Raw genomic sequence first — 20,509 nt, forward strand, 5'->3', positions numbered from 1 at the left:
AAAGAATTCGTTAAAGAGAAAGCAGTCCATGTCCGAAAGCCACAACGAACAACCCAAGGCCAAAGCAGAAGAATACGGCGCCGCCTCGATCCAGATCCTTGAAGGCCTGGAAGCAGTCCGCAAGCGTCCCGGCATGTACATCGGCGACACGTCCGACGGCACCGGCCTGCACCACCTGGTATTCGAGGTGCTGGACAACTCGATTGACGAAGCCCTGGCCGGCCACTGCTCCGAGATCCACGTGACCATCCACAGCGACAACTCGATCTCGATCACCGACAACGGCCGCGGCATTCCAGTCGGCCTGAAGATGGACGACAAGCACGAGCCAAAACGCTCCGCAGCCGAAATCGTGCTGACCGAACTGCACGCCGGCGGCAAGTTCGACCAGAACGCATACAAAGTCTCCGGCGGCCTGCACGGCGTGGGCGTCAGCTGCGTCAACGCGCTGTCCAAACTGCTGCGCGTGACCATTCGCCGCGACGGCAAAGTGCACCAGATGGAATTCGTGCGCGGCGCAGCCCAAAACCGCGAAATCGAATACATCGACGGCGTGGCAGTGTCCCCGATCAAAGTGATCGGGGAAACCGACAAGCGCGGCACCGACGTGCACTTCTGGGCCGACGAAGAGATCTTCACGCACGTCGAGTTCCACTACGAGATCCTGGCCAAGCGTATCCGCGAACTGTCCTTCCTGAACAACGGCGTCAACATCAAGCTGACCGACCAGCGCAACGGCAAGGAAGAAATCTTCGCATTCGAAGGCGGCACCCGCGGCTTCGTTGAATACATCAACAAAGCCAAGACCGTGCTGCATCCGACCGTGTTCCAGGCCACCGGCGAACGCCAGTCCGACCAGAACACCACCATCACGGTGGACGTGTCGATGCAATGGAACGACGCCTTCAACGAACAGGTACTCTGCTTCACCAACAACATTCCGCAGCGCGACGGTGGCACCCACCTGACCGGCCTGCGCGCGGCAATGACCCGCGTGATCAACAAGTACATCGACGAAAACGACTTCGCCAAGAAGGCCAAGGTTGAAATCAGCGGCGACGACATGCGCGAAGGCCTGACCTGCGTGCTGTCCGTGAAAGTGCCGGAACCGAAGTTCTCGTCCCAGACCAAAGACAAGCTGGTATCGTCCGAAGTGCGCGGCCCGGTCGAAGAGATCGTCGCCAAGACGCTGACCGACTTCCTGATGGAAAAGCCGAACGACGCCAAGATCATCTGCGGCAAGATCGTGGAAGCAGCGCGCGCCCGTGAAGCAGCGCGCAAGGCCCGTGACCTGACCCGCCGTAAAGGCATCATGGACGGCCTGGGCCTGAGCGCCAAGCTGGCCGACTGCCAGGAAAAAGACCCAGCCCTGTCCGAACTGTACATCGTCGAGGGTGACTCCGCAGGCGGCTCCGCCAAGCAGGGCCGCGACCGTAAGTTCCAGGCGATTCTGCCGCTGCGCGGCAAGGTGCTGAACGTGGAGAAGGCACGCTTCGAAAAGATGCTGTCTTCCGAGCAGATCACCACCCTGATCGCCACCCTGGGCACCAGCATTGGCGCCGACGAATTCAATATCGAAAAGCTGCGCTACCACCGCATCATCATCATGACCGACGCGGACGTCGACGGCGCCCACATCCGCACCCTGCTGCTGACGCTGTTCTACCGCCAGATGCCGCAGCTGGTTGAGCGCGGCCACATCTACATTGCGCAGCCACCGCTGTACAAGGTAAAGGCCGGCCGCGACGAGCGCTACCTGAAGGACGACCTGGAAGAAGCCGGCTACATGATGAACGTAGCGCTGAACACCGCCGCCCTGACCCCGCGCGAAGGCGCCGACATCATCCAGGGCGAAGCGCTGGGCGAACTGGCACGCACCTACAACATGGCCAACGCCATCATGACCCGCCTGACCCGCGTGATCGACCGCGCCGCGCTGACCGCCATCATGACCGGCGTAACGCTCGACCTGACGACCATCGACGCAGCCCAGGCATCGGCCAAGGCGCTGGAATCGAACATCAACGACAGCGCCGTGAAGGTTTCCGTGACCACCGACGAACTGTCCGACAAGCACACCCTGCGCATCGAACGCCTGCACCACGGTAACGTGAAGGTCTCCTTGATCGACGCCGACTTCGTGCAAGGCGCCGACTACAAAGTGCTGGCCGACGCCGCTGCCACCTTCACCGGCCTGATTGGCGAAGGCGCCGTGATCCGCCGCGGCGAAGGCGAGCGCACCAAGGAAAGCGCCGCGGTCGACTTCCACCACGCCATGCAGTGGCTGCGCGACGAAGCGGAACGCACCGTGAGCAAGCAGCGCTACAAAGGTCTGGGCGAGATGAATCCAGAGCAGCTGTGGGAAACCACCATGGACCCAACCGTCCGCCGCCTGCTGAAAGTGCAGATCGAAGACGCGATTGCCGCCGACCAGATCTTCACCACGCTGATGGGTGATGATGTGGAACCACGACGGAACTTCATTGAGACCAACGCGCTGCGTGCGGGTAACATCGACGTATAACGCTCTGTAGGTGGTTCCAAAAGCTGGCAAATTGCGAACCTTAATCTGGCACAGAATTGAAAAGTGGCCCATGGATTACCATGGGCCACTTTTTTTGTTGCTCCTTTGTTCATAACTGACGAACTCATCGATTGGAAAAAACTACGAATCGCAGATTGTGATAATTGGTGACAATTTTCCGGGTGGCAATCGGCTATGCTTGAGTAATGAAAAAGATGGCGTTGAATAAATATTCTTGCAACTAAATCAACGCCACACATCCCTCTCTATTTCGAAGCGTCATGGGTGACGGACAAAGCCAAAAAGCATGGTTGTCTGCTACAAAAAAGCAGCTGTCGGTTGCATATCCCGGCCTTACTTGGGATGCATTAGCCAGCATGCTTGGAGTCGACACTGAATCCTTTAAGGCCTACCGGTTGCCCACAACAGCTACGGGCTTCAGCGCATTGCCACAATGCCTCAAGGACGCCATTGCTTCGCTTCTTGAATCTTCATCGTCCCCGGCTTCCAAGCCTGTCGAACAGGCCGAAACAAGTGCGCTCCTAATCCCAGCTTTGGCTGGGATGGTTGTGCGCAAAGCGAGGGCTTCACTTATCGATGGCGCTATGGTGGCGGGGATTAGTAGGCTCCCCGGTATTCCCATCGGCTTAAATCAAGAAGATAGAAATGCAATGGCGCTCGTGTCAAAGGCTTGCCTCTCAAATGGCCTTCCTGACCACGGCGCCGAGATTCACGAGTTACTTTGGCGCTGTACCCTTCCATTTGACCACTGGCTGGACATCCCCGAGGTCAGAGCCGCTGGTCTAGGGCGAACGAATCTTATCCATGGCGAAGATGGAATTCCGACTGTAGAAGCCGAAGAGTTGGCTCAGAAATTTACTGGCTTGAGTGCCGGACTCGAGGAGCAGCTTTTCCTCAAGTTCCTTGAGCTTTTACGCAAGCAGCCTACCTCAATCGCGAACGAGTATTACACCCGAACAAGGGAATTCGTCGTTCGCCATCCAGTATGTTCCAGTGAGGAACTCCGTAAGTTTGGTAATGAAATCCATCTCCAAATTTGGATGTTACTCAACCAAGAATTCTATGAACCTGTACCTAGCGCATGGGAGATCGACGGAACCGTTCCGATTTGTGCGCACTGCGGAAACGCTATGAAAAAGGGTAAGGCGGGACTCGTGTGCCGGACAACGGCATGTGCAATCTCCAATCCAGCTACACAGGGAAGTACCGCAAATGCGTCCGACATTCTTAGAGCCAATCGCGGTATCCGACAGTATTGGATCGAGCCAGGTCTCGATGAAGTCCGTTTGTTTGACACTCTCAAAGCGATGAGCTTTACCGTTGAACTTTATCCCGATCGTGATCGAGTGGATATCGCCATAGGTGAAATTGGCATTGATTTAAAAAGCTACACAAGCCCCGAAACACTGGGCAGAAAATTCAAAGCCAGCATTGGTGGACTTGCGCATTACGAGACCAAACTCCTGGTTATACCTGATTGGATTCTCAAAGCGACACCCTCATATATCGATCGGTTGAAGTTGGCCATGGATCGCAAGAACATTCTCTGTCTGACCGTTGGCCAAGCAATCGAATACTTCAAGAAGAGACACGCAGATGCGTGAATACCTAAAACCTTATGTAGGCTTCGATAGGATCAATTACCTCTGCCTAATCGCAAGTGAGCTACTGAATACCGACACGCTTGCTGATATGCCAGCCCTGCTTGCAGGTTTTGAAAGTATTCGAAGAACGCTCCCCCCTGAAGTAGCTCAGGCACTTCGCAATATCCGAATGGCAGGGCTGGCTCCCGGTACGATTCGGGAGTTGATGCTCATGGCGGATGGCTATCGAAATCACCATCGTCGTATGTCTGCTCGACGCCGCCGAGGTGAAACGATTAAGAACGACGTTGAACAGCGCTTTGTAATAGATGAAAACCTATCCATTGAAAAGCAATGGCAACACCTTGTTCCGGATGACGTTACTCAAGCGCTACAGGCACTTTGCACACCTCTTCCGATTCGTAGGCGCACTCTTGCGAATCTACACCTCGCATCTGATTCCGCAGAAGTGCACGTTGAAGGTGGATATGCCGGATACGTTGAGCCACTTGGCTTCACGCCGCCTGAGCCGCCGCTTTACGAGTTGACTAGAGTTGGGAAGGCCCCCGGCTTCATTGCATGGAACGATTTGATCGAAGTAGCTCACCAATTCGACGAGATCGACTTATTAGCCGGCCGGCAGCAGCCCGGTGAGCGGCGTTGGTTCAGGCGACTTCACGACTTATCGGGCACTCCTACCGCTGTACTATTAGAGCCATCAGCCACCGGCCTAGTCCGTTCAAACGGCATTACCTTACGCGACCTAAAGCATCTGATAGGCTTGCCCGGATCAGGCAAGACAACGCTTAATTACTTGTTAGCGGGATACCTGGCAGAAAACGATTTTGCGACCTGCTTCCTCTTCCCTTCCATTGAAGTCGCGCTGAACTTCATCGAGACTCTTAACCGCTACGGTATTAATGTTGGCCTTCTATCTGGGCAAGGCGAAACATCGCGGAATCGCCACGTACTAAATTTTGCAAGTTCATTGGCGAATCAAAACAAGGGGTTTGGAGTCACTCGATCGACGGCGAGATTCTTCGCGACCAATTGTGCCTTGGCCGGCTTTTCGAGTAACGAGGACTCGTTGTTTCCTCATAATGCGCCTCCCTGCTCGAGCATTTTTCAAAAGGAAGCACCTAAACAACGAGCCAAACCTCACAGATGCGCGTTGGCATCTGTCTGTGGCTACCAGCATTCCGAACGCGAACTTGTAAATGCGCGCCTATGGGCTGGCCACGTACTTTCGATGGATCGATCAGTCTCTCGTCTGTATTCGGATTTTGACCTGCGGCACTTTGAATTCATATCCAGGACGTTTGATGTTCTCGTAATCGATGAGTGTGACGGAGCTCAAAATAGTTTGGACAATCGTGGTACACCAGTCATGAAACTGGTAGGCGACTCCGATTCTCTTTGGAGCACCTTAATCCGCGACATTCATCAACCAGCAGCCGGCGGAAGCAACGCATTCGTGGCCGGAGAGACTCTCCCAAGATTGCTGGAAATGACAGGCCGATTTGGTCGAGCTTCGGAACGTCTGGTAGGTCGCATTACACACCTCCCACCTCAATTTCGCAAGGATAATGCCAACCTTTTGCTAACCTCGCTATCAATTCTCGCGGACATGTATCCGGACGAAAATGACAGCGACGCTGATAGCGATCGACACTTCGAGTTGCGGCAAGCGCTTGAACGTATCTGGGATTCGGCAATCAAGCGCGTGGCATTCCGTCACGAGAACCTAGCGGAAGATGATGAAGACGATAGTGATACGGGTCGCGTAATCGAAAATTCGGCAGCAATCATGAACATCGAAGCGGCTATCGCTCAAGATTTCCATGACCGACTCTTAGCCGCCCTTGAGGTTTGGGAGCGAGATGGCAACGATACCGCTATTCATGGGGTCGCCGCTGTTTTCCGATCCTTCCCATCCCTGAATTCGCCATTGGACGACGAAACTTTCTTCGCGTGCGTATCGCTCCTTACCTCTGTGTCCCTCGTAGTTCTACAGCACTTTGGTCTCGCACCACATTTGCGCTTAATGAACGCCGAGGGACTAGTTAGTGACGGGGTATTCGAATCTCGACTATCACGCGATCAGTTAGCAGCGCTTCCAGAGTCGCTCATTGGTCGATTAAGTGGAGTCCGATATACGCTAAGCGATGAGGGAAACGTCGACATTTCGCATGTTGGTTTTCTCGGTACACCCCGAACTTTACCGGATAGGATGATGCGATTGTCTCAGGAGGCCGGAGGCGAAATGGCGGTTCTGCTTACAAGTGCGACATCGATGCTAGAGCAAAGCCCCAGCTATCACATATCCATGGGGCCTCACTACGTTTTGCAGAGACCGAACGCGGGGACGGGGTGGGATAAGTCCCGATATACATTCTTCCCAAAGATGAATCCGCAGGAACCAACATCGCCGTTGCGCTTCAGTGGTTCCAAGCTTTCGCAGAGGGACGCGATCTTGCGATCTATCGTCGACGAGCTACTTCGCGGCGGAGCATTATCCGATGTTGCTACTGCAATATCAGAGAATGATGTAATTGAAGGAGAGCATCGAAGAGCGGCGTTCATTGTGAATTCGTATGACCAATGCGAAAGCATATACAAGCACATCGCAACCGCGCATCCGACTTGGCGCGGTCGAGTTCGTTATTTAGCAAAGGCCACAATTCACGGCAGGATAGATGAGCATGCAATTTCCGCAGCCGAGGTGGAACAGCTAGGCGGGGACAAAGGTTGGGACTTGCTCATTTTCCCAATGAGTGCAATCGGACGCGGCGTGAACATCGTATTTCACGATGGCCCTCGAATGAACAAAGCGATGATCGGGTCACTTTTCTTCCTTACGCGCCCTCACCCTCGTGGTGATAGCCTTCAACTAATTCAAGGTCTTGTTGGGCAGGCCTCCGAGAAATTTGACTCTCGTAATTTTAGCTCCACTGGTGACGCGCTGAGCGCCTTGCGGAGTGCTCGCAAAGATGCCGTTTCGATGGCGGAATATTTGCTACGAATGCCGCTCATTGCCCAAGCACTTGGAAAGTTCGCCGAACCATTTGTAGCAGATCAAATGATCATAATTTTGCAAACAATAGGCCGCGCAATGCGAGGAGACTGCCCCGCCTTCGTCTACTTTGTGGACGCAGCGTGGGCACCAAACTCCGCGAAAGGCATTGCCGACACCGAGCGTACTTCGATGCTGGTAATGATGCAAACAATCCTAGAAAAGTGCCTCAATCACCCAGAGCCTTCGACCCGCGAGTGCTATCACCAGCTTTATCAGACCTTCGCAGTGCCATTGGGCGCGATTTCCAATTTACTTACAGCAAAAAGCCATTGAGATATGACCACTGAAGAAAAAATCGTATGGCGGCGCGTCGATAATAGTCGACAGCGCGAACCGATCCTTGTCGGTCGTCGAATCTCACCCGACTGGCTTTCCGGAAAAATTCAGCTACTTGAAGTGCGCCTCAGCGGAAAAATGCGACAGGCTTTTGATACCTTACGCACAGCCGCAAAAGAGGCAAAGCTGAATCTTCCAATCGCATCGTTGCGCACGTCGATGATCGTCGCACTTGATTCCATCGGCAGCGTAATCGGGGTCGACCGCGATCTTGGATTGACGTCAGCACTTTCGGGAGAGTCTCCACCCGCAGTTCAAATTTCTTCCTACGCCGCTGAAGATGACCTTGGGAAAACTTCACTGATCCGCAAAGAATTCAGTGAGACCATTCGTCGTTGGCTTATCGATGACGTTTTATCTTGGGCTGAGGCCAAAGGCATTGGTGAAGTCGCGGCAAAGCTGTTGAAGGCAATTGATTACGCAGATGTCAGCCTTGAAACGCCTGAACGTCCCTATGTAACAACCAATGGTCGCCCCAATTATTCGCTAGTGGCGCAAGTGCTAGGTCGGCGCCTCGCTGGAGAAGTTCTTTTTGAAGGATTAGGACCATGTGAAGTGGTCGCATTTTCCGAACCAGGTAGCAGCATGGTCGAACTTATGACTCGACCATTTGCCTCAGGGCGCGACATGTTTTCAATGGTGGCCCGAGTGAGGATAAGTAGTGTGCCTTACTCAAAGGACGTCTATTTATCTGTGACAGCGATGAAGCGCGTCTGGGCACGGAAAACGCCAAAAGCATATGCGAGTATGCCGCGTAGTGTTCTCGGTTACGTGATTGCAACCGGACGACCAGTCACGCCAATTTCAATCCGACGGACAGATGAACGGTGGACTTTTGGCGATGAGTATGCATCACTGTACCGAGCCTCCGACGAAAGACTTCCGCTCACGCTTGAATCGGCAATCAGTCAACGTGAATTCAACCCCGAGATAGGTTGGTGGGTTGGTCTCCCAGAATTGCCTTCGCTATTCTCATCCCTGTCACCTCGCACCGTATTCGAAAGCGACGAGATTGATCTGCTAACGACTGTAGCGAAGATCCTGAATCCGATTGTCACAGAACAGCCCATAGCGGTACGTGAAATTCGTCGGTCGCAATCATTGGCTAGGCCATTACAAGAAATGCTGCGAATGGCAGATTTCGGCGTTGCAGGGGCTGGTCTTCTCAATTCTGATCCGGACGAGGATGACCCAGAAGATCAAATTGCGCAGCGGGCGATCGTTTCACGTGATGAGCGTATAGATGCTTATCGTAACCAAAACGTTCTGGCATTGAAGCTTGGTCGCGCTACGGCAAAGCCGATTGTTTGGATGATTGGTGGACAAGCGAATGAGGCAAGTCTAGCCCAGCGCGCCGCCAATTTGTTGTTCGGCGATGCCATCGACTTCGTGCATGAACCCATGCCTGCAAACGTTCACGGCTTAAGGATAAATTTGGACGGCACGGAGCGTCTTCCTGCTCGCGCTAGATTCGAAAAGCGGGTAGCGGCGTGGGAACCGCATACTCGAGTCATTCGTGAAAAGAGCAAAGAGCGCCCAACCATTGTCCTGGTGTGTGCACGTGATCGCTATGACAACAAGCCTGAAGACCCGGTGAATTACTATGCCGGCATACATGCCATGTCATTGATCGACGCTAATGTGCATTATGTCCTTCCAATGGAGTCTGAGGACGACATTGACGAACAACAAAACTTTGTTCATCGATTGCAGAGTGCTTTACTAGATGTCTTGTTAGCGCATTCCGGGGTGGTTTTCGGAGTAGAGGATTTCATCAAAGGGTTGCTGCCAACGGCTACGCCGAAATCAATCTATGGTATTCAGGCCATCAGATCCCGTGCTCGAGCAATGTCCGGTGAAAGCAGCGTCTGCTTTGTTCTGCTCACTAGACTAATTGTGAGCACCGGAATTACTGAAATTCGCATCGTCTACCGATCCGGCAAAAACAAGGTAACTGAATGGATGCCTCTATCCTCCGGATTAAACTGGATCGGCCGTATGCGCACGCTTCAAGAAAGCGATGATCGCTGGCTACGAGCAAATTTTAGCAGTGTAATTCGCGATGAACTTGTTGCCGTGCAAAGCGAGGATCCCAACGCAGTCGTAATGATCGATTGGCGAACAGTATCGGGACTGTGGAAAGGCATCCGGGACGAGGACTTGACATTTGGTCCTCCAATGTTAGATGCACTACCCCTCACGAAGTTGAGAGGGATGACGTTCATCCGCCTCCGTCGCGGCGACGACACGATGTCATTAAGGGGAGCGAAAACCTCCATTTTCAAAGCCTGGAAGCAGTTTCCAGATGGTTCACGCGATCAGTTAGGCGAGCAAACGGCAGAATCTTATTACACGACGGAGCGAAACATCGTCGAAATCGTTTCGCCTAAGTCCAACGACTCGTCGCAACAGCGTCATTTCATTGCGTCAATGGGATATGCAAAAACAGTGCAAATTCCGCGTGGCCTTTCATGTTATCGCCAGATGATGCGTATGAAGAACGTTGGATCCGGGTTCTTTGCGCAGGATCGTAAGGCGGCGGCGACGATTGATGCTGCCTTACCTGCGCCAATGGACATCACAGTAATGACATGCCCTGAAGGTGCTTCGCCAGATTCATATGCGGCCATGGTGACTGGCTTACGCCTCGGATATGCACATTACAACGACTGGACTGCGCTTCCCGCACCACTTTTCTTCAGACGAAAAGTCGATGACTATATCATTCGCTATGCCGACGAAGGCGATGCTCCTGACACACCAGATCGTAACGAAGTTGTAATGCCTGAAGGGACGCTAGTCTCTCAAGATGTGGTGGCTGAGGTCATTGGAAACGACCTACAAAAAAACAGGGCATCCGACGAGGCACCTTTAGCGGTCCATCAGCCCACGGAAGACTACTCTCCTTCCACGGAGAGAGGTAAAAAGGACTTCGACATCAGTGTTGAGAATACCTTCGCATCAATATCTGACGAGGAGGAACTAGAGGGCCTGAAGGACCAACTTCTTGAACAGGTAAAGACCGTCCGTCCCGCTCATCTAATGGTGGTTACGGCGAAAGAGCAGCGACTCTTTCGCGCATACCATCGACTAATTTCAGGAGTCACGAATCCACACGAGACGGTTCGAGTCCGTGTTTTGCCACCACCATGGGTTGACTTGCCGTCTGCGTTATCGACAGAAAATCCCATTTCCAAGAAGCCAGCTCGTCGGAGTTGGGACTTCATGCTGGATTATGGCTACGTGCGCAGCGGTATTAAGAAGCCAGCTGATGACTCCTTCTTAGCCTGGCTAGGACAATTTCTTGTCGTCCCTCAGTCCTGCTTGGCGCTTTGGACTATCACGCGAAATATCGGCACGTTAGCTTTCAGACCGATGATTGATCTTATCTCTCGCGATTACATTCCAAGCCTCGCCGATGGCAAGAACTTTGATCCCTACGGAATGAACAGCCAAGAGATCGCCGAAATTACGAAATGGGCCTGCGCCACTAATCACGATAAGCTAATCGGCTGGCTGATCTTCACAGTGTCTCAATGGACTGACCCCGCTTGGGTGGATGCCGTAATGGACAACGTCTCTTGTATTCCAGGTCCACGCACCTGGGATGCCTTGACGTACTACGTTGAGAGTATCAAAGCTGTCGCAGAATTCATTGCATATGAGGGCAACCTGAACAAGTTCCCATCTATCAATGTTCGCCCTAACTATCCCGGTAATCGACTTTTCCATACTAGTAGCGAAAGCAGCTCGGAATCGTTCGACGCTACGACCACACCGCAGGCTATTCGAACAACTGCTTTGTCCGATAATTCTTCACACGATCCAGTCATGTCCGCCAAAAATAATCTGATTAAATTGATCGAAGCTCTATCTCCAGGCACTGACGGCTTCGAAGAAACTTACGAAATCATCCACCAGACTCTAAATGGACTTTGCTCTATACATGAGGAAATTGTGCAGGCTCGAATTGCTGAGTCCGCTGCAACTCAAAGGATCGAAGGACTGGTGGTCCGCCAGGTACGGCTTCTCGATAGTTTGATTGGCGAGCGTGTAGAACTCATGATCGACGATGTTCACCCTAAGATCCTTTCAGCCCATGCCGCCGACCAGATAGACCAGGAACTGACTTCCATCGAATCTGCTTTGGTAGAACTTGAATCGCTTCGCTCACAGGTAGACTATGAATCCAGCCAGCCCGCCAATACTCTAGCTGAGCGTCGACTGGCAATGGCAAAAAAAGCCGATGCTGAGGCAAAGCTGGTGGGGCACCTGGAAAAGATCCATGCCATGTTAACGCATAGCACTTGCTTCCAACTCTTTGTTCCTGGTGAGGACGCGAGTACGGACCAAGACATAGAGCCGGCTCCAATATTGCCTAACGAGTCCCCCTTCGTTGAACATGAACCCGATGCCACAATCGAAACTTCCAATTTGGTTATCGACAACTCCCAAAAAAACGATGTTCAGGAACTTGAGCCCGCAGTTGAAGTAGCCATCGATCATCGCCCCCCAATGCACGAGGATGCGCCATCTTCAAACGATGTCTTGAGCAAACTCGCCGCTCCGAAGAACGAAGAGCTTCATGTTCATCCGGCCCAATTGGATGAAGAAGTAGAGTCCTCGCCAGCCCCGATTGCTTCGATCGAAGACTTTGATCATTACGCTGAAGTCCTGCATCGTTTAATTAAACAACGTCTTTACGGTCTGGCCGCTGTTCATGTCGCAGCCTTAGGACGCATGGTAGAGGAAGTGGGTGATGAGCGCTTGGATGCACAGTACACGATCCTCCAAGCCTTAGTTGGCGCCCTTGATGGCATGGACTGCATGTTCTCCTTCGACAAGCGCCTCAATGACGAGTTGAGTTCTTTATTGTCTATCGAACGTCTTCCGGCAAGTTCGCATTGCGAACCTGCACCTATGGCACTTGGAATTCTGGCTGCCGGCATTGGAAACATGCTATTTGATGACTCTGAAGTAAATTGGCGCATAGGGAACGCGGTAAGCGCCAGGCTGCAAGAGCATAAAGCGCTTGCGGCGTTAGTTGAGCATCTCGACACCATCAGGCAGCGTGGCTTTGTTTTGACGCGTGATGCGTTTGTTGCTTCTCGAATCGGTGACAAGCAAGCGATTCAGCGAGAGCTCGACCGATGCCAAAAGCGGGCAGAAAACTGGAAGACCTCGCATGAAATTCATTCGAATTTCAACCACAAAGGGTTCAAAGCGCTCCACGAGGATATCTTCAGCCCCAAGAATCCAATTGGCGCGTGCCTCGCGGCGATGGCGAAAGGGGATTCGTTGAAAGTTCGCACCTTGTTCAACGAAGCCCACACCAAGTTCAAGAAGGCATCAGCGACTCTGGATGAAATGTGGAAGAAGTTAGGAGATCGGGGAAAAACTGAGGGCCCTTATCGAACTCAAGTAATTGAGAATATCGAAATCACGGGTAAGTTCATTCAGGAATACCTTGCACATGTGGATCGAAGCAAATCTCAGAAAAGTGAGCTTCCTAGGGACACGAACGACTTTCTCTCTAAGCTCGCCTCATTACTGAATGAAGCGATAGTAGAAATTCGTTCGATGAAACTTAGCTCCGCAGTCGAACAACTTTTTGCCTTTTCAGCGATCAAGGCTATGACCTGTGTGCTAAAGCTCTACGATGCTTCAGACGCAGAGGTATGTATTAGTAATGACAAACAGAGGCTTCTAGTCCAGCTTCCGTTGGGACGTGATCTGATGCCGGCGATGGGGTCCAAAGATGGAATGCATCCATCTCTTTGTTCGCCAGCTGAGGTTTTGGCGGAGACTTCGCACTGGGCTGATGCATCGCTAACGCTAAGTTCTAAGGAGGTTGGAGAAGACGTAGATTCGGCGCTGCGCGATGCGTTTGAGCGTCATGTCGAAGCAAAGCGCTTTCTACCCGCGTTCCTCATTGAGCGTCATATCAAGTCAATGCTTCCACCTGGAGGCAACTTGCTGAAGAAGTACAACCTTGAGCGGAACGCACTGCAGGCGGAACTGCAAGATGCTCGTCAACGCTTGACGCACGCGATGACGTTATCAGCGCTTCCCGTTGAAGCAGAAACGAATCAGATGCAGCGCAATATCGAAGAGCTACTCGCTTTAGTCAGGCAAGAGAAGACAATCGGACATAGTGATGGTGATTCGATTGCGTATCCTGACTTCGCCCAAGCGCGCGCTGCCCTAAGGACTTTCGTACTCAATCCGTTGGAAAGCAGGCTCGAAGCTGCGAAAGAGAAGTTGGTGAACGAGCTCAATGAAGTGGCTGACAATGACAGCATTTTGAAGGCAGACATTGATCGCGTCCGAAAAATGCTCGCATCAAATAACGCGGCGACGTTACGAACAGCTCATGACGCCCTCGGTATATTGAAGCAAAGCGGAAAACTACCGGCGTATGCACTTAGCGCTTCGTTCGACATGGCGAACGAATACGAGCAGTTCATGAAGGATGTTCATGACGTCACAGCCAATAGGCCGCTCCTTGATGGATTGAGTCTTGTTCTGAAAACTGCAAAAAGTGATGCCGAACCAGCTTGGCTTAGCGCTCTTGATATCGAACAGCGAAATTCGGCGAAAACCCTCATTGAACTCTGGGCAAAACTCTTCGAGCAACGTGCATTGACGGATCACGATTTAGTCGATCGTTTGTTCCGCGAAATGGGACTACCGCATGCACCGGCGCCTTTCCCCGAATCTGGCCGGCCAACTCGAGGCAAGTTGAGCTTCGTGGAGCGCGCTTTTGCGTTCCCAACAACTGCTGATGAACCTCTTTTCATCCCTCCTTCGTTAGGAAGTTGGGGGCTGCATATCGAAGGTTATGTCATGTATGGCGCGGTCAGCGACAACGACCTCAAGCTTGTGCTCCAGGAAACCGGCTCGACCCCGACGTTTATTTTTGCGCGCACTAAACTCGGGATGGCAAAAAGGGCTGCGCTCACCAGTAGCAAGCCCGCAATTATTGTTGATGACGAGTTGATCGCTTACATGGCGCTGCATCCGAATGAACGCTTCCAGTCATTGATGAAGGTTGGAGTGCTCACATATTCGACCAATCCGTATGATGACTATGATTCCCAACCAGTACCACCGGAAATGTTCTTTGGTCGCCAGGACGAGTTGAGTAAGCTGCGTAATGTGAAGAGCCTCGCCGTTCTTTATGGCGGCAGGCGTCTCGGCAAATCTTCTCTACTTGCGCAAATTGAACACGAAGAAAATCAAAAAACTGGCCATCGTGCTGTACTGATATCGATGCAAACCGTTGATATTATTGGCGATCATGTGCTATCTGCTTGGGAATTCATTTGTAGTCAGCTCGCCCGTCGGAAAATTGTGCCCCCCATGCCTTCGCTTGCACGGGACTGGCAACAAGTGCGCAAGCACATTGAAGCAGGACTCATGAACAAGTCAGACGTCAGGTCCTTGTATCTTTTGATTGACGAGGCCGATAACCTTATGGGCCGCGAACTTAAGGTACGTCATGGTGAGGCAGCGTTTATGCCAACTCTGGTTCAGTTCATCAATGATCTGGCCCATGTCTGTCAAGTTCGTGCTGTGATCACCGGTCTTCATAACGTTACACGAATGACGAATGAAGAGAATACGGTCTTTGGGAAAGCGGATCCTATCGCTTTGAAGCCTTTTTCGACCTCCGATGACATTGGTCGAGGCATTCGTTTGATAACCAAACCTCTAGCTGCGATGGGATACCTCTTCAACGAAGAGGCTCAAGACTTACCTCTGCGCATTCTTGCAGTCTGTAACTTCTACCCCGCCTTCGTTCAACTTTATTGCAAACGGCTTGTCGACCAACTGCAAAATAACAGGCAAACAACAAAACCGCCAATTTTCATCACTGCTGCCGATCTAGATGCAGTGGAGGCTGATAGTGCACTGCTAACCAACTTACGGCGAAAGTTTGAATATAACCTCGACCTTGATAAGCGGTATAAGGTCATTGCCCTCGCCTTGGCGGACGCCTACTACACAGAAATCGATACAGGTCACTATAAGGGCCTACTGGTCAGCGATATCCGTGATTATTGCGAAGTGTATGGTGGCCAGCGGTTTGAGAATGTATCGTCCGGAGTCTATGAGGCGTTACTCGACGAAATGACAAAACTGAATGTAGTTGAACGTGTTGGCACGCGTTACGTTCTACGCAATCCTCAAATTGCAATGATGATTGGTGATCGCGAACGAATTAAAGCGCTCCTTGATGACGTTTCTCGAGACCCTCCGGATCTAATCAGAAACCACGGCGAGCGCCGCATCAAGATGACTCACAACCGCCAGGCTCGGGAATTCCCAATGCCAATGGCTTGGATTCGTAGGCAAATGGATCCGTCTGATGGTGAGCTAGTGATTTTAGCGGGTAATGCGATGAGTGGCCTTCATGAACTAGTTCAAATGGAGCGTCATGATTGGAAGCTTCGCGATGATTGTTCGGTCATTCCAGTACCTGGCATCGGTCCGGGTGCGGCAATCGAAGAGCTTGACAGGTTGCGTCGTAAGCCGCCGGCATCCGTCGGCCGCATGTTAGTTGTACGTCCTGCTGGTTGGAAAATCGACCAGATCAAGGAATATGTTTCTGTTGCCAAGAAGAAGTCTGCTCGCATAGTGCTTTTGGCCGATACAGTTCGAGCCTACGATCTAATGTTATCTCTTGAAGATCCCAATTCTTTGCTCACGCAAGGATCGGATGCCGAGCGCGGCTGGCGCGTCATTCCGGTACCACCATGGACCGAAGATGCTGTCTATTTGCGAACTAGCGAAAGCGGGGAAAATCTCGCAGTTGCGGATTCGCGAGAAGCGTTATTCGCATTACTCAAAGCCACTTGCGGTTTCGGCCGGGAGCTTTCTAAACTTTGCACTTCCACTCTCAGCCTGGAGCAAGCATTGCGAATGCCTGCTACACATCAAAAGCAAATTGCGCCGGATCTCAGCACGTTCTATCTAAACGTCGGACTTCCTCAATCGTTCTTGGAGGCGAGGAAGACGCAAATGGAGGATTTCCTTTATATCATCAATGGCTTGGACAAGCATGGTGGCGGACTTGAGGAGTCTATGCATGAGTGCAAGATCTCAACTCAGATGTTTGACTACCTGCTCTGGATGGGCCTGGTCCAGGAGGGTCCTAAGAATTGCTGGGAGGTCCCTGAATTGTTTCTTGACTTGATGAAGAAGTAGGCCGCGAGATGAGCAGAGTAGACGCCCAACTATATTGGTCTCTGCCAGGGCCAAGGCAATTCGTAGCCGCGATCGCCTCGCGAATGCAAATGTCACGTCTTATTGCAATTAACTTGCCCCATGAAGTCGTACCTGGGACTTGGGAACGAGTGGAGCAAGGATTGAAAGACGGCTACTCAGATGACGTTATTTCGCTAACCATCCGCTCGGGAAGCGACATTGCAATTGATATCGGCCACCATTTTAAGCAATCAAGAGTGACGGCCGGGCAGCTTGCGGCGACAATTCATCACGAGAAGCGAGTAATCATTCTTCAGGCCGTAGGAGGTGAGGCATTGGAGCTTTGCCAGCAGTACGGCTCGGAATTTATGACTGCCTCTAAAGACACAAATGGCAACGTCAAACTCGTAATTTCGCTGAATGACTCTGGACTTGAGGATGAAGGGGCGGAGGACATCCAGATCATTAGTTTTGACGGAGGCCTTTCTGCCGACGAAATGGATGCCTATGTGGGGCTTCGCATGGTAGGTCGCGGTGGTCCAGGTACAACCCGCCTCTTAAAGTCCATCATTAGCGAATTTGCAGGCTTCGATGTACTGTTTGCAGAGCGCCTAATGGAATTGGATGACCTCCGGCTCATCTCTATCCGCGATCACCTTGAGACGCTAGAGAACGAGCAACAGGACCGCTGGCGTAGCGGGTTATGGGAGCGTGGATGCCGCTCAAAAAGACCTGGGGGGGAGACGCACGTTCTACACGACACATACTTGGCGAAAAGTGGTGGCGACTTTGTAAAAGAAGGCGCTCGCGGACGCATCGATCAGCGCTACTGGCGTTCATGTGTGAAGATCCTCACACCATGGATGGAAGAACGAAGGCAGCACGTGATTCGCTTCCTACAAAAAAAGCTAGATGGTCTGGCGGCACAAAACAATGGAAAGCTTCAAATTGTTCGCGGAGATGGCTACAGCAGGCAAGTCGATATTGACGAACTTGAGTACAACAATATCGTTGGACTTTCGAACAAAGGTACGCTTTTTGGCGACACCGACCATGAAAAGCGAGCTATCTTGGTTTGTAGATATGTGAAAAAGGTTCGTGATGAAATCGCTCACCTCCGTGCACCAAGAAGTGACGATGTCGTAAAGATGATCCGCGAGATGGATATTCTATTGGGCGAATAGGTCACCACTGTTCGCGCAGAAGCAAAATTCTGTTATGGCATGAAGGGATTTTGGAAACCTCATACGCATAGGCTACAGCGACCAAGTCATTGCGTCGGCGGCATGATCTATCGTTGCTGCCCGGTTCCACCATGCAATGAATTGGGGCTGCCGCAGCAATGCGGAGTTAGGTACTCCGACAGAAATGGAAATTGAGGTAGGCAAGCAATACGTAGATTGCTTGCCACACGCTCATCAGATTGCTGATGCGTCTCGATCGAAAGATAGTAGTTTTTTCCGTGCTGCTTTGCGAAGACGATCCATTCACCGGTCAGCTTTTGCGCGTTAGCCCGCTTCTCGAGAGATTCGGTAACTATCGCATTAGTTAAGGCATTCAACGCAGCTTCGGTCACCACTTCCCCAAGCGGTAGCATTTTGGCCACGAGTCTCTCTAAACCATGCTTGCCAAGATGATTCTGAATGTTGTGGGCCATCGCGCTTGGATGAACTACAAAAAAGTGCTGGTGCCATAGGCCCTTCAATTGAGAGCCTCGAAACTCCGTCGCAGGTTTCATTTGTAGCCCGTCCCCAAGACCTTCCAGCTGCATAATCTCCTTGATAACAGGGGAAGCATCGATCAGGAAAACCCGTTCGAGATTCATCAGGTTAAAAACGAACAACGAGCTATAGCGCCCTGGAATCAACTCTTCCAGGCCCTTAGCAGCGGCGTATTTTGCAAGCTCTTCCGGCTCCACCTTGATTTTGCTTCCATTCAGATGGAGGTTAAATCCTATACTCATTAAGGTCTTTCGATTTACGTTTCGGCTGACCGCTTCTGCGATGCGCCTTTAGTTTCGAGCGCCAGCCTCGAATGTCGCACGCGTTTTCCTTACGGGTTTCTTCGGGATTTTTTCCAACGCCTCCCAAAGCCTCCGCGAATAGCTAAGTCCGGAAATCCGCACCGTATCAGCGGTAAAGTGTACCGACCAGAGGAGTGCAACTCCAAACGCAATCAACAACACTACTGCATGCGCATTGCCAATCTGCGTCACGTTAAGATATGGAGAGTCGTGTCGTATGGCGTTCGCATGTGTCAAAGTAGCCCATGCGGAAGCAATGCAGACGCCAAGCCCGACCCAGCGGGCGCCATAAGCGTTGCGATTGAATCCGTACGCCACAAGCTCTTTGAAGACGAAGGGAAACTTTTTCTTGTCGTTTGTAAGCGGGCGCAGCGCGTCCGCAGCGGCCGCATAGCTTTGATCAGCCGCATCTGGATTAGATTCCTCATCCTGGGCACTTGGCATTGGAATACCCAACGTACCCAACGCCAACGCGTGATACTTCAACTTTGTCGGCTGAGACAAAGTTGAATCACGGTGACGTAGCATTATCGTTGATGGCTGTCCACCCCAGTCTCGGAACAGACGCTCCTGCACGCGCTGCCCCCAGGTTCGAACGAAGTTCGAAAGCAAATATGGACCACCGCACGTCGCCAATACAGTTCCCAAACTCACAACCACCGGGCTCTTACTCCCATGCAACAAAACGAAATACAGGATCGCAGGAAGCAGAACCAACAGACCTGGGAAGAGACGCGCCTTCACCTCATACGGATCCAGCAGCTTATCGAAGATGGCAGTCCAATTGATTTCGAACAGCTTCATGCTGCCTCCTTCATGGCTTCTGCTTGTTCGCCTTTCACCGTCAAGCTACCAATATAGTTATCAAAGGTATTCATGTTCTCGTTGACCAGCCCGTTGTGGCTGTAACCGGGCTCAGACACATAGAAGTGAACTTTGTCACCTACGCATTCCATCGTGATATCACCAGCCGAGTTCTGAGTGATGGTTTTGTAACCGGAGTAATAGTTAAGGTGCTGCGATGGCGCCTCACCTACGACGATGAGTTGTGGATCTAATTTCTTCAGCCACGATTCTGGAATCTTCCCGGACTTGCGGCCATGATGGGGAGCGAAAACGACCGTCGTTTTCGTCAAATCAACGTGGTCGGTGATTTTTTCCATAAAGTCCGTCTCCAGGTCGCCGAGCCACAAGAAACTGGCGCCGTCAGCAAGCTTGTAGCGGATGATCGAGGAAATATTGTTGTAGCTCTTACCCGCATTGCTTTCCTCCAGCGCTTCTTGGAAGTCTGCATTTTTGACATCGGGCCAGAGGATACTGATACCTGAGTTATCACGTTTCTCGTCGCCGATGTTCATCCACTTACGAGTGGAACCCTTTTGGATGTAGTACGCTTTTTCCGCGTCGTCCCGCAGTTTGCAATAGTGCTTGAACGATTCGGTCTCCTCCGGCTTGATTGCACCATTCTTGACGACGTAGAAGTTGCTGATCGGCATTTTTGCGTCCAGCAGTTCGATGCCACCAATATGATCTTGGTCCGGATGAGTCGAAATGAAGCGCGTGATGCCCTTGCCTTGCGACGCCTTTTTCAAATCCTTGATACGTTCTTCGACCGTGTCTGCATTGAGGTTGCAGTCGATAATAGTGAAGTTATCGGAATTGTGTTGAATGTAGAACATGTCGCCGTTGGCAACAGAGAAACTTTTTACGATAGACATAGTCACCCTTTTTGGACT

At 51.8% G+C, this 20,509-nt stretch carries 8 protein-coding genes; 5 read left to right on the plus strand and 3 right to left on the minus strand.

Annotation, left to right across the window (positions count from 1 at the left end; all coding sequences use genetic code 11):
- Positions 1-28 precede the first annotated feature (28 nt).
- The 5 genes from gyrB to ASD58_RS16705 all read left to right on the plus strand — a co-directional run bounded on the left by gyrB (position 29) and on the right by ASD58_RS16705 (position 17,934).
- Positions 29-2,524 carry a DNA topoisomerase (ATP-hydrolyzing) subunit B gene (gene gyrB, locus ASD58_RS16685; protein ID WP_057262300.1) on the plus strand — a complete coding sequence of 832 codons (2,496 nt, stop codon included), beginning with the start codon at positions 29-31 and terminating at the stop codon, positions 2,522-2,524.
- 281 nt (positions 2,525-2,805) lie between these two features.
- The gene (locus tag ASD58_RS16690) at positions 2,806-4,149 is read left to right on the plus strand and encodes a hypothetical protein (RefSeq protein ID WP_156401319.1); all 1,344 of its coding nucleotides are present in this window, start codon (positions 2,806-2,808) and stop codon (positions 4,147-4,149) included.
- Complete coding sequence (locus ASD58_RS31280; protein ID WP_156401320.1) at positions 4,142-7,477, plus strand: hypothetical protein; 3,336 nt, start codon at positions 4,142-4,144, stop codon at positions 7,475-7,477. Before ASD58_RS16690 ends, ASD58_RS31280 begins: the two co-directional genes overlap by 8 nt.
- Before the next feature lie 3 nt (positions 7,478-7,480).
- Positions 7,481-16,750 (plus strand): RNaseH domain-containing protein, encoded by a 9,270-nt coding sequence (locus tag ASD58_RS16700; protein ID WP_082565465.1) that lies wholly within the window; start codon positions 7,481-7,483, stop codon positions 16,748-16,750.
- 161 nt (positions 16,751-16,911) lie between these two features.
- Positions 16,912-17,934 carry a hypothetical protein gene (locus ASD58_RS16705; RefSeq protein WP_057262304.1) on the plus strand — a complete coding sequence of 341 codons (1,023 nt, stop codon included), beginning with the start codon at positions 16,912-16,914 and terminating at the stop codon, positions 17,932-17,934.
- 107 nt (positions 17,935-18,041) lie between these two features.
- Here ASD58_RS16705 and ASD58_RS16710 read toward each other — a convergent pair whose 3' ends face one another.
- Genes ASD58_RS16710 through ASD58_RS16720 form a run of 3 tightly spaced genes read right to left on the minus strand, consistent with a single transcriptional unit; the run spans position 18,042 to position 20,491 of the window.
- Complete coding sequence (locus ASD58_RS16710) at positions 18,042-18,713, minus strand: hypothetical protein (RefSeq protein WP_057262305.1); 672 nt, start codon at positions 18,711-18,713, stop codon at positions 18,042-18,044.
- A 48-nt stretch (positions 18,714-18,761) separates the two neighbouring features.
- Positions 18,762-19,577, minus strand: coding sequence for a hypothetical protein (locus ASD58_RS16715; protein WP_057262306.1), 816 nt, complete (start codon positions 19,575-19,577; stop codon positions 18,762-18,764).
- Entirely contained in the window at positions 19,574-20,491 is a 918-nt protein-coding gene (locus ASD58_RS16720; protein WP_057262307.1) for a ComEC/Rec2 family competence protein, read from the minus strand. The genes ASD58_RS16715 and ASD58_RS16720 overlap by 4 nt, the downstream gene beginning before the upstream one ends.
- Between the last annotated feature and the right edge of the window lie 18 nt (positions 20,492-20,509).

It is taken from the genome of Duganella sp. Root1480D1, assembly GCF_001427305.1.
In the GTDB taxonomy this organism is placed as follows: Bacteria; Pseudomonadota; Gammaproteobacteria; order Burkholderiales; family Burkholderiaceae_D; genus Rugamonas.

Excerpts from the sequence above, each read along its gene's own strand:
- ASD58_RS16700 (WP_082565465.1), top strand. The coding sequence starts at position 7,481 with ATGACCACTGAAGAAAAAATCGTATGGCGGCGCGTCGATAATAGTCGA.
- ASD58_RS31280 (WP_156401320.1), top strand. The coding sequence starts at position 4,142 with ATGCGTGAATACCTAAAACCTTATGTAGGCTTCGATAGGATCAATTAC.
- gyrB (WP_057262300.1), top strand. The coding sequence starts at position 29 with ATGTCCGAAAGCCACAACGAACAACCCAAGGCCAAAGCAGAAGAATAC.
- ASD58_RS16710 (WP_057262305.1), bottom strand. The coding sequence starts at position 18,713 with ATGAGTATAGGATTTAACCTCCATCTGAATGGAAGCAAAATCAAGGTG.
- ASD58_RS16720 (WP_057262307.1), bottom strand. The coding sequence starts at position 20,491 with ATGTCTATCGTAAAAAGTTTCTCTGTTGCCAACGGCGACATGTTCTAC.
- ASD58_RS16690 (WP_156401319.1), top strand. The coding sequence starts at position 2,806 with ATGGGTGACGGACAAAGCCAAAAAGCATGGTTGTCTGCTACAAAAAAG.
- ASD58_RS16715 (WP_057262306.1), bottom strand. The coding sequence starts at position 19,577 with ATGAAGCTGTTCGAAATCAATTGGACTGCCATCTTCGATAAGCTGCTG.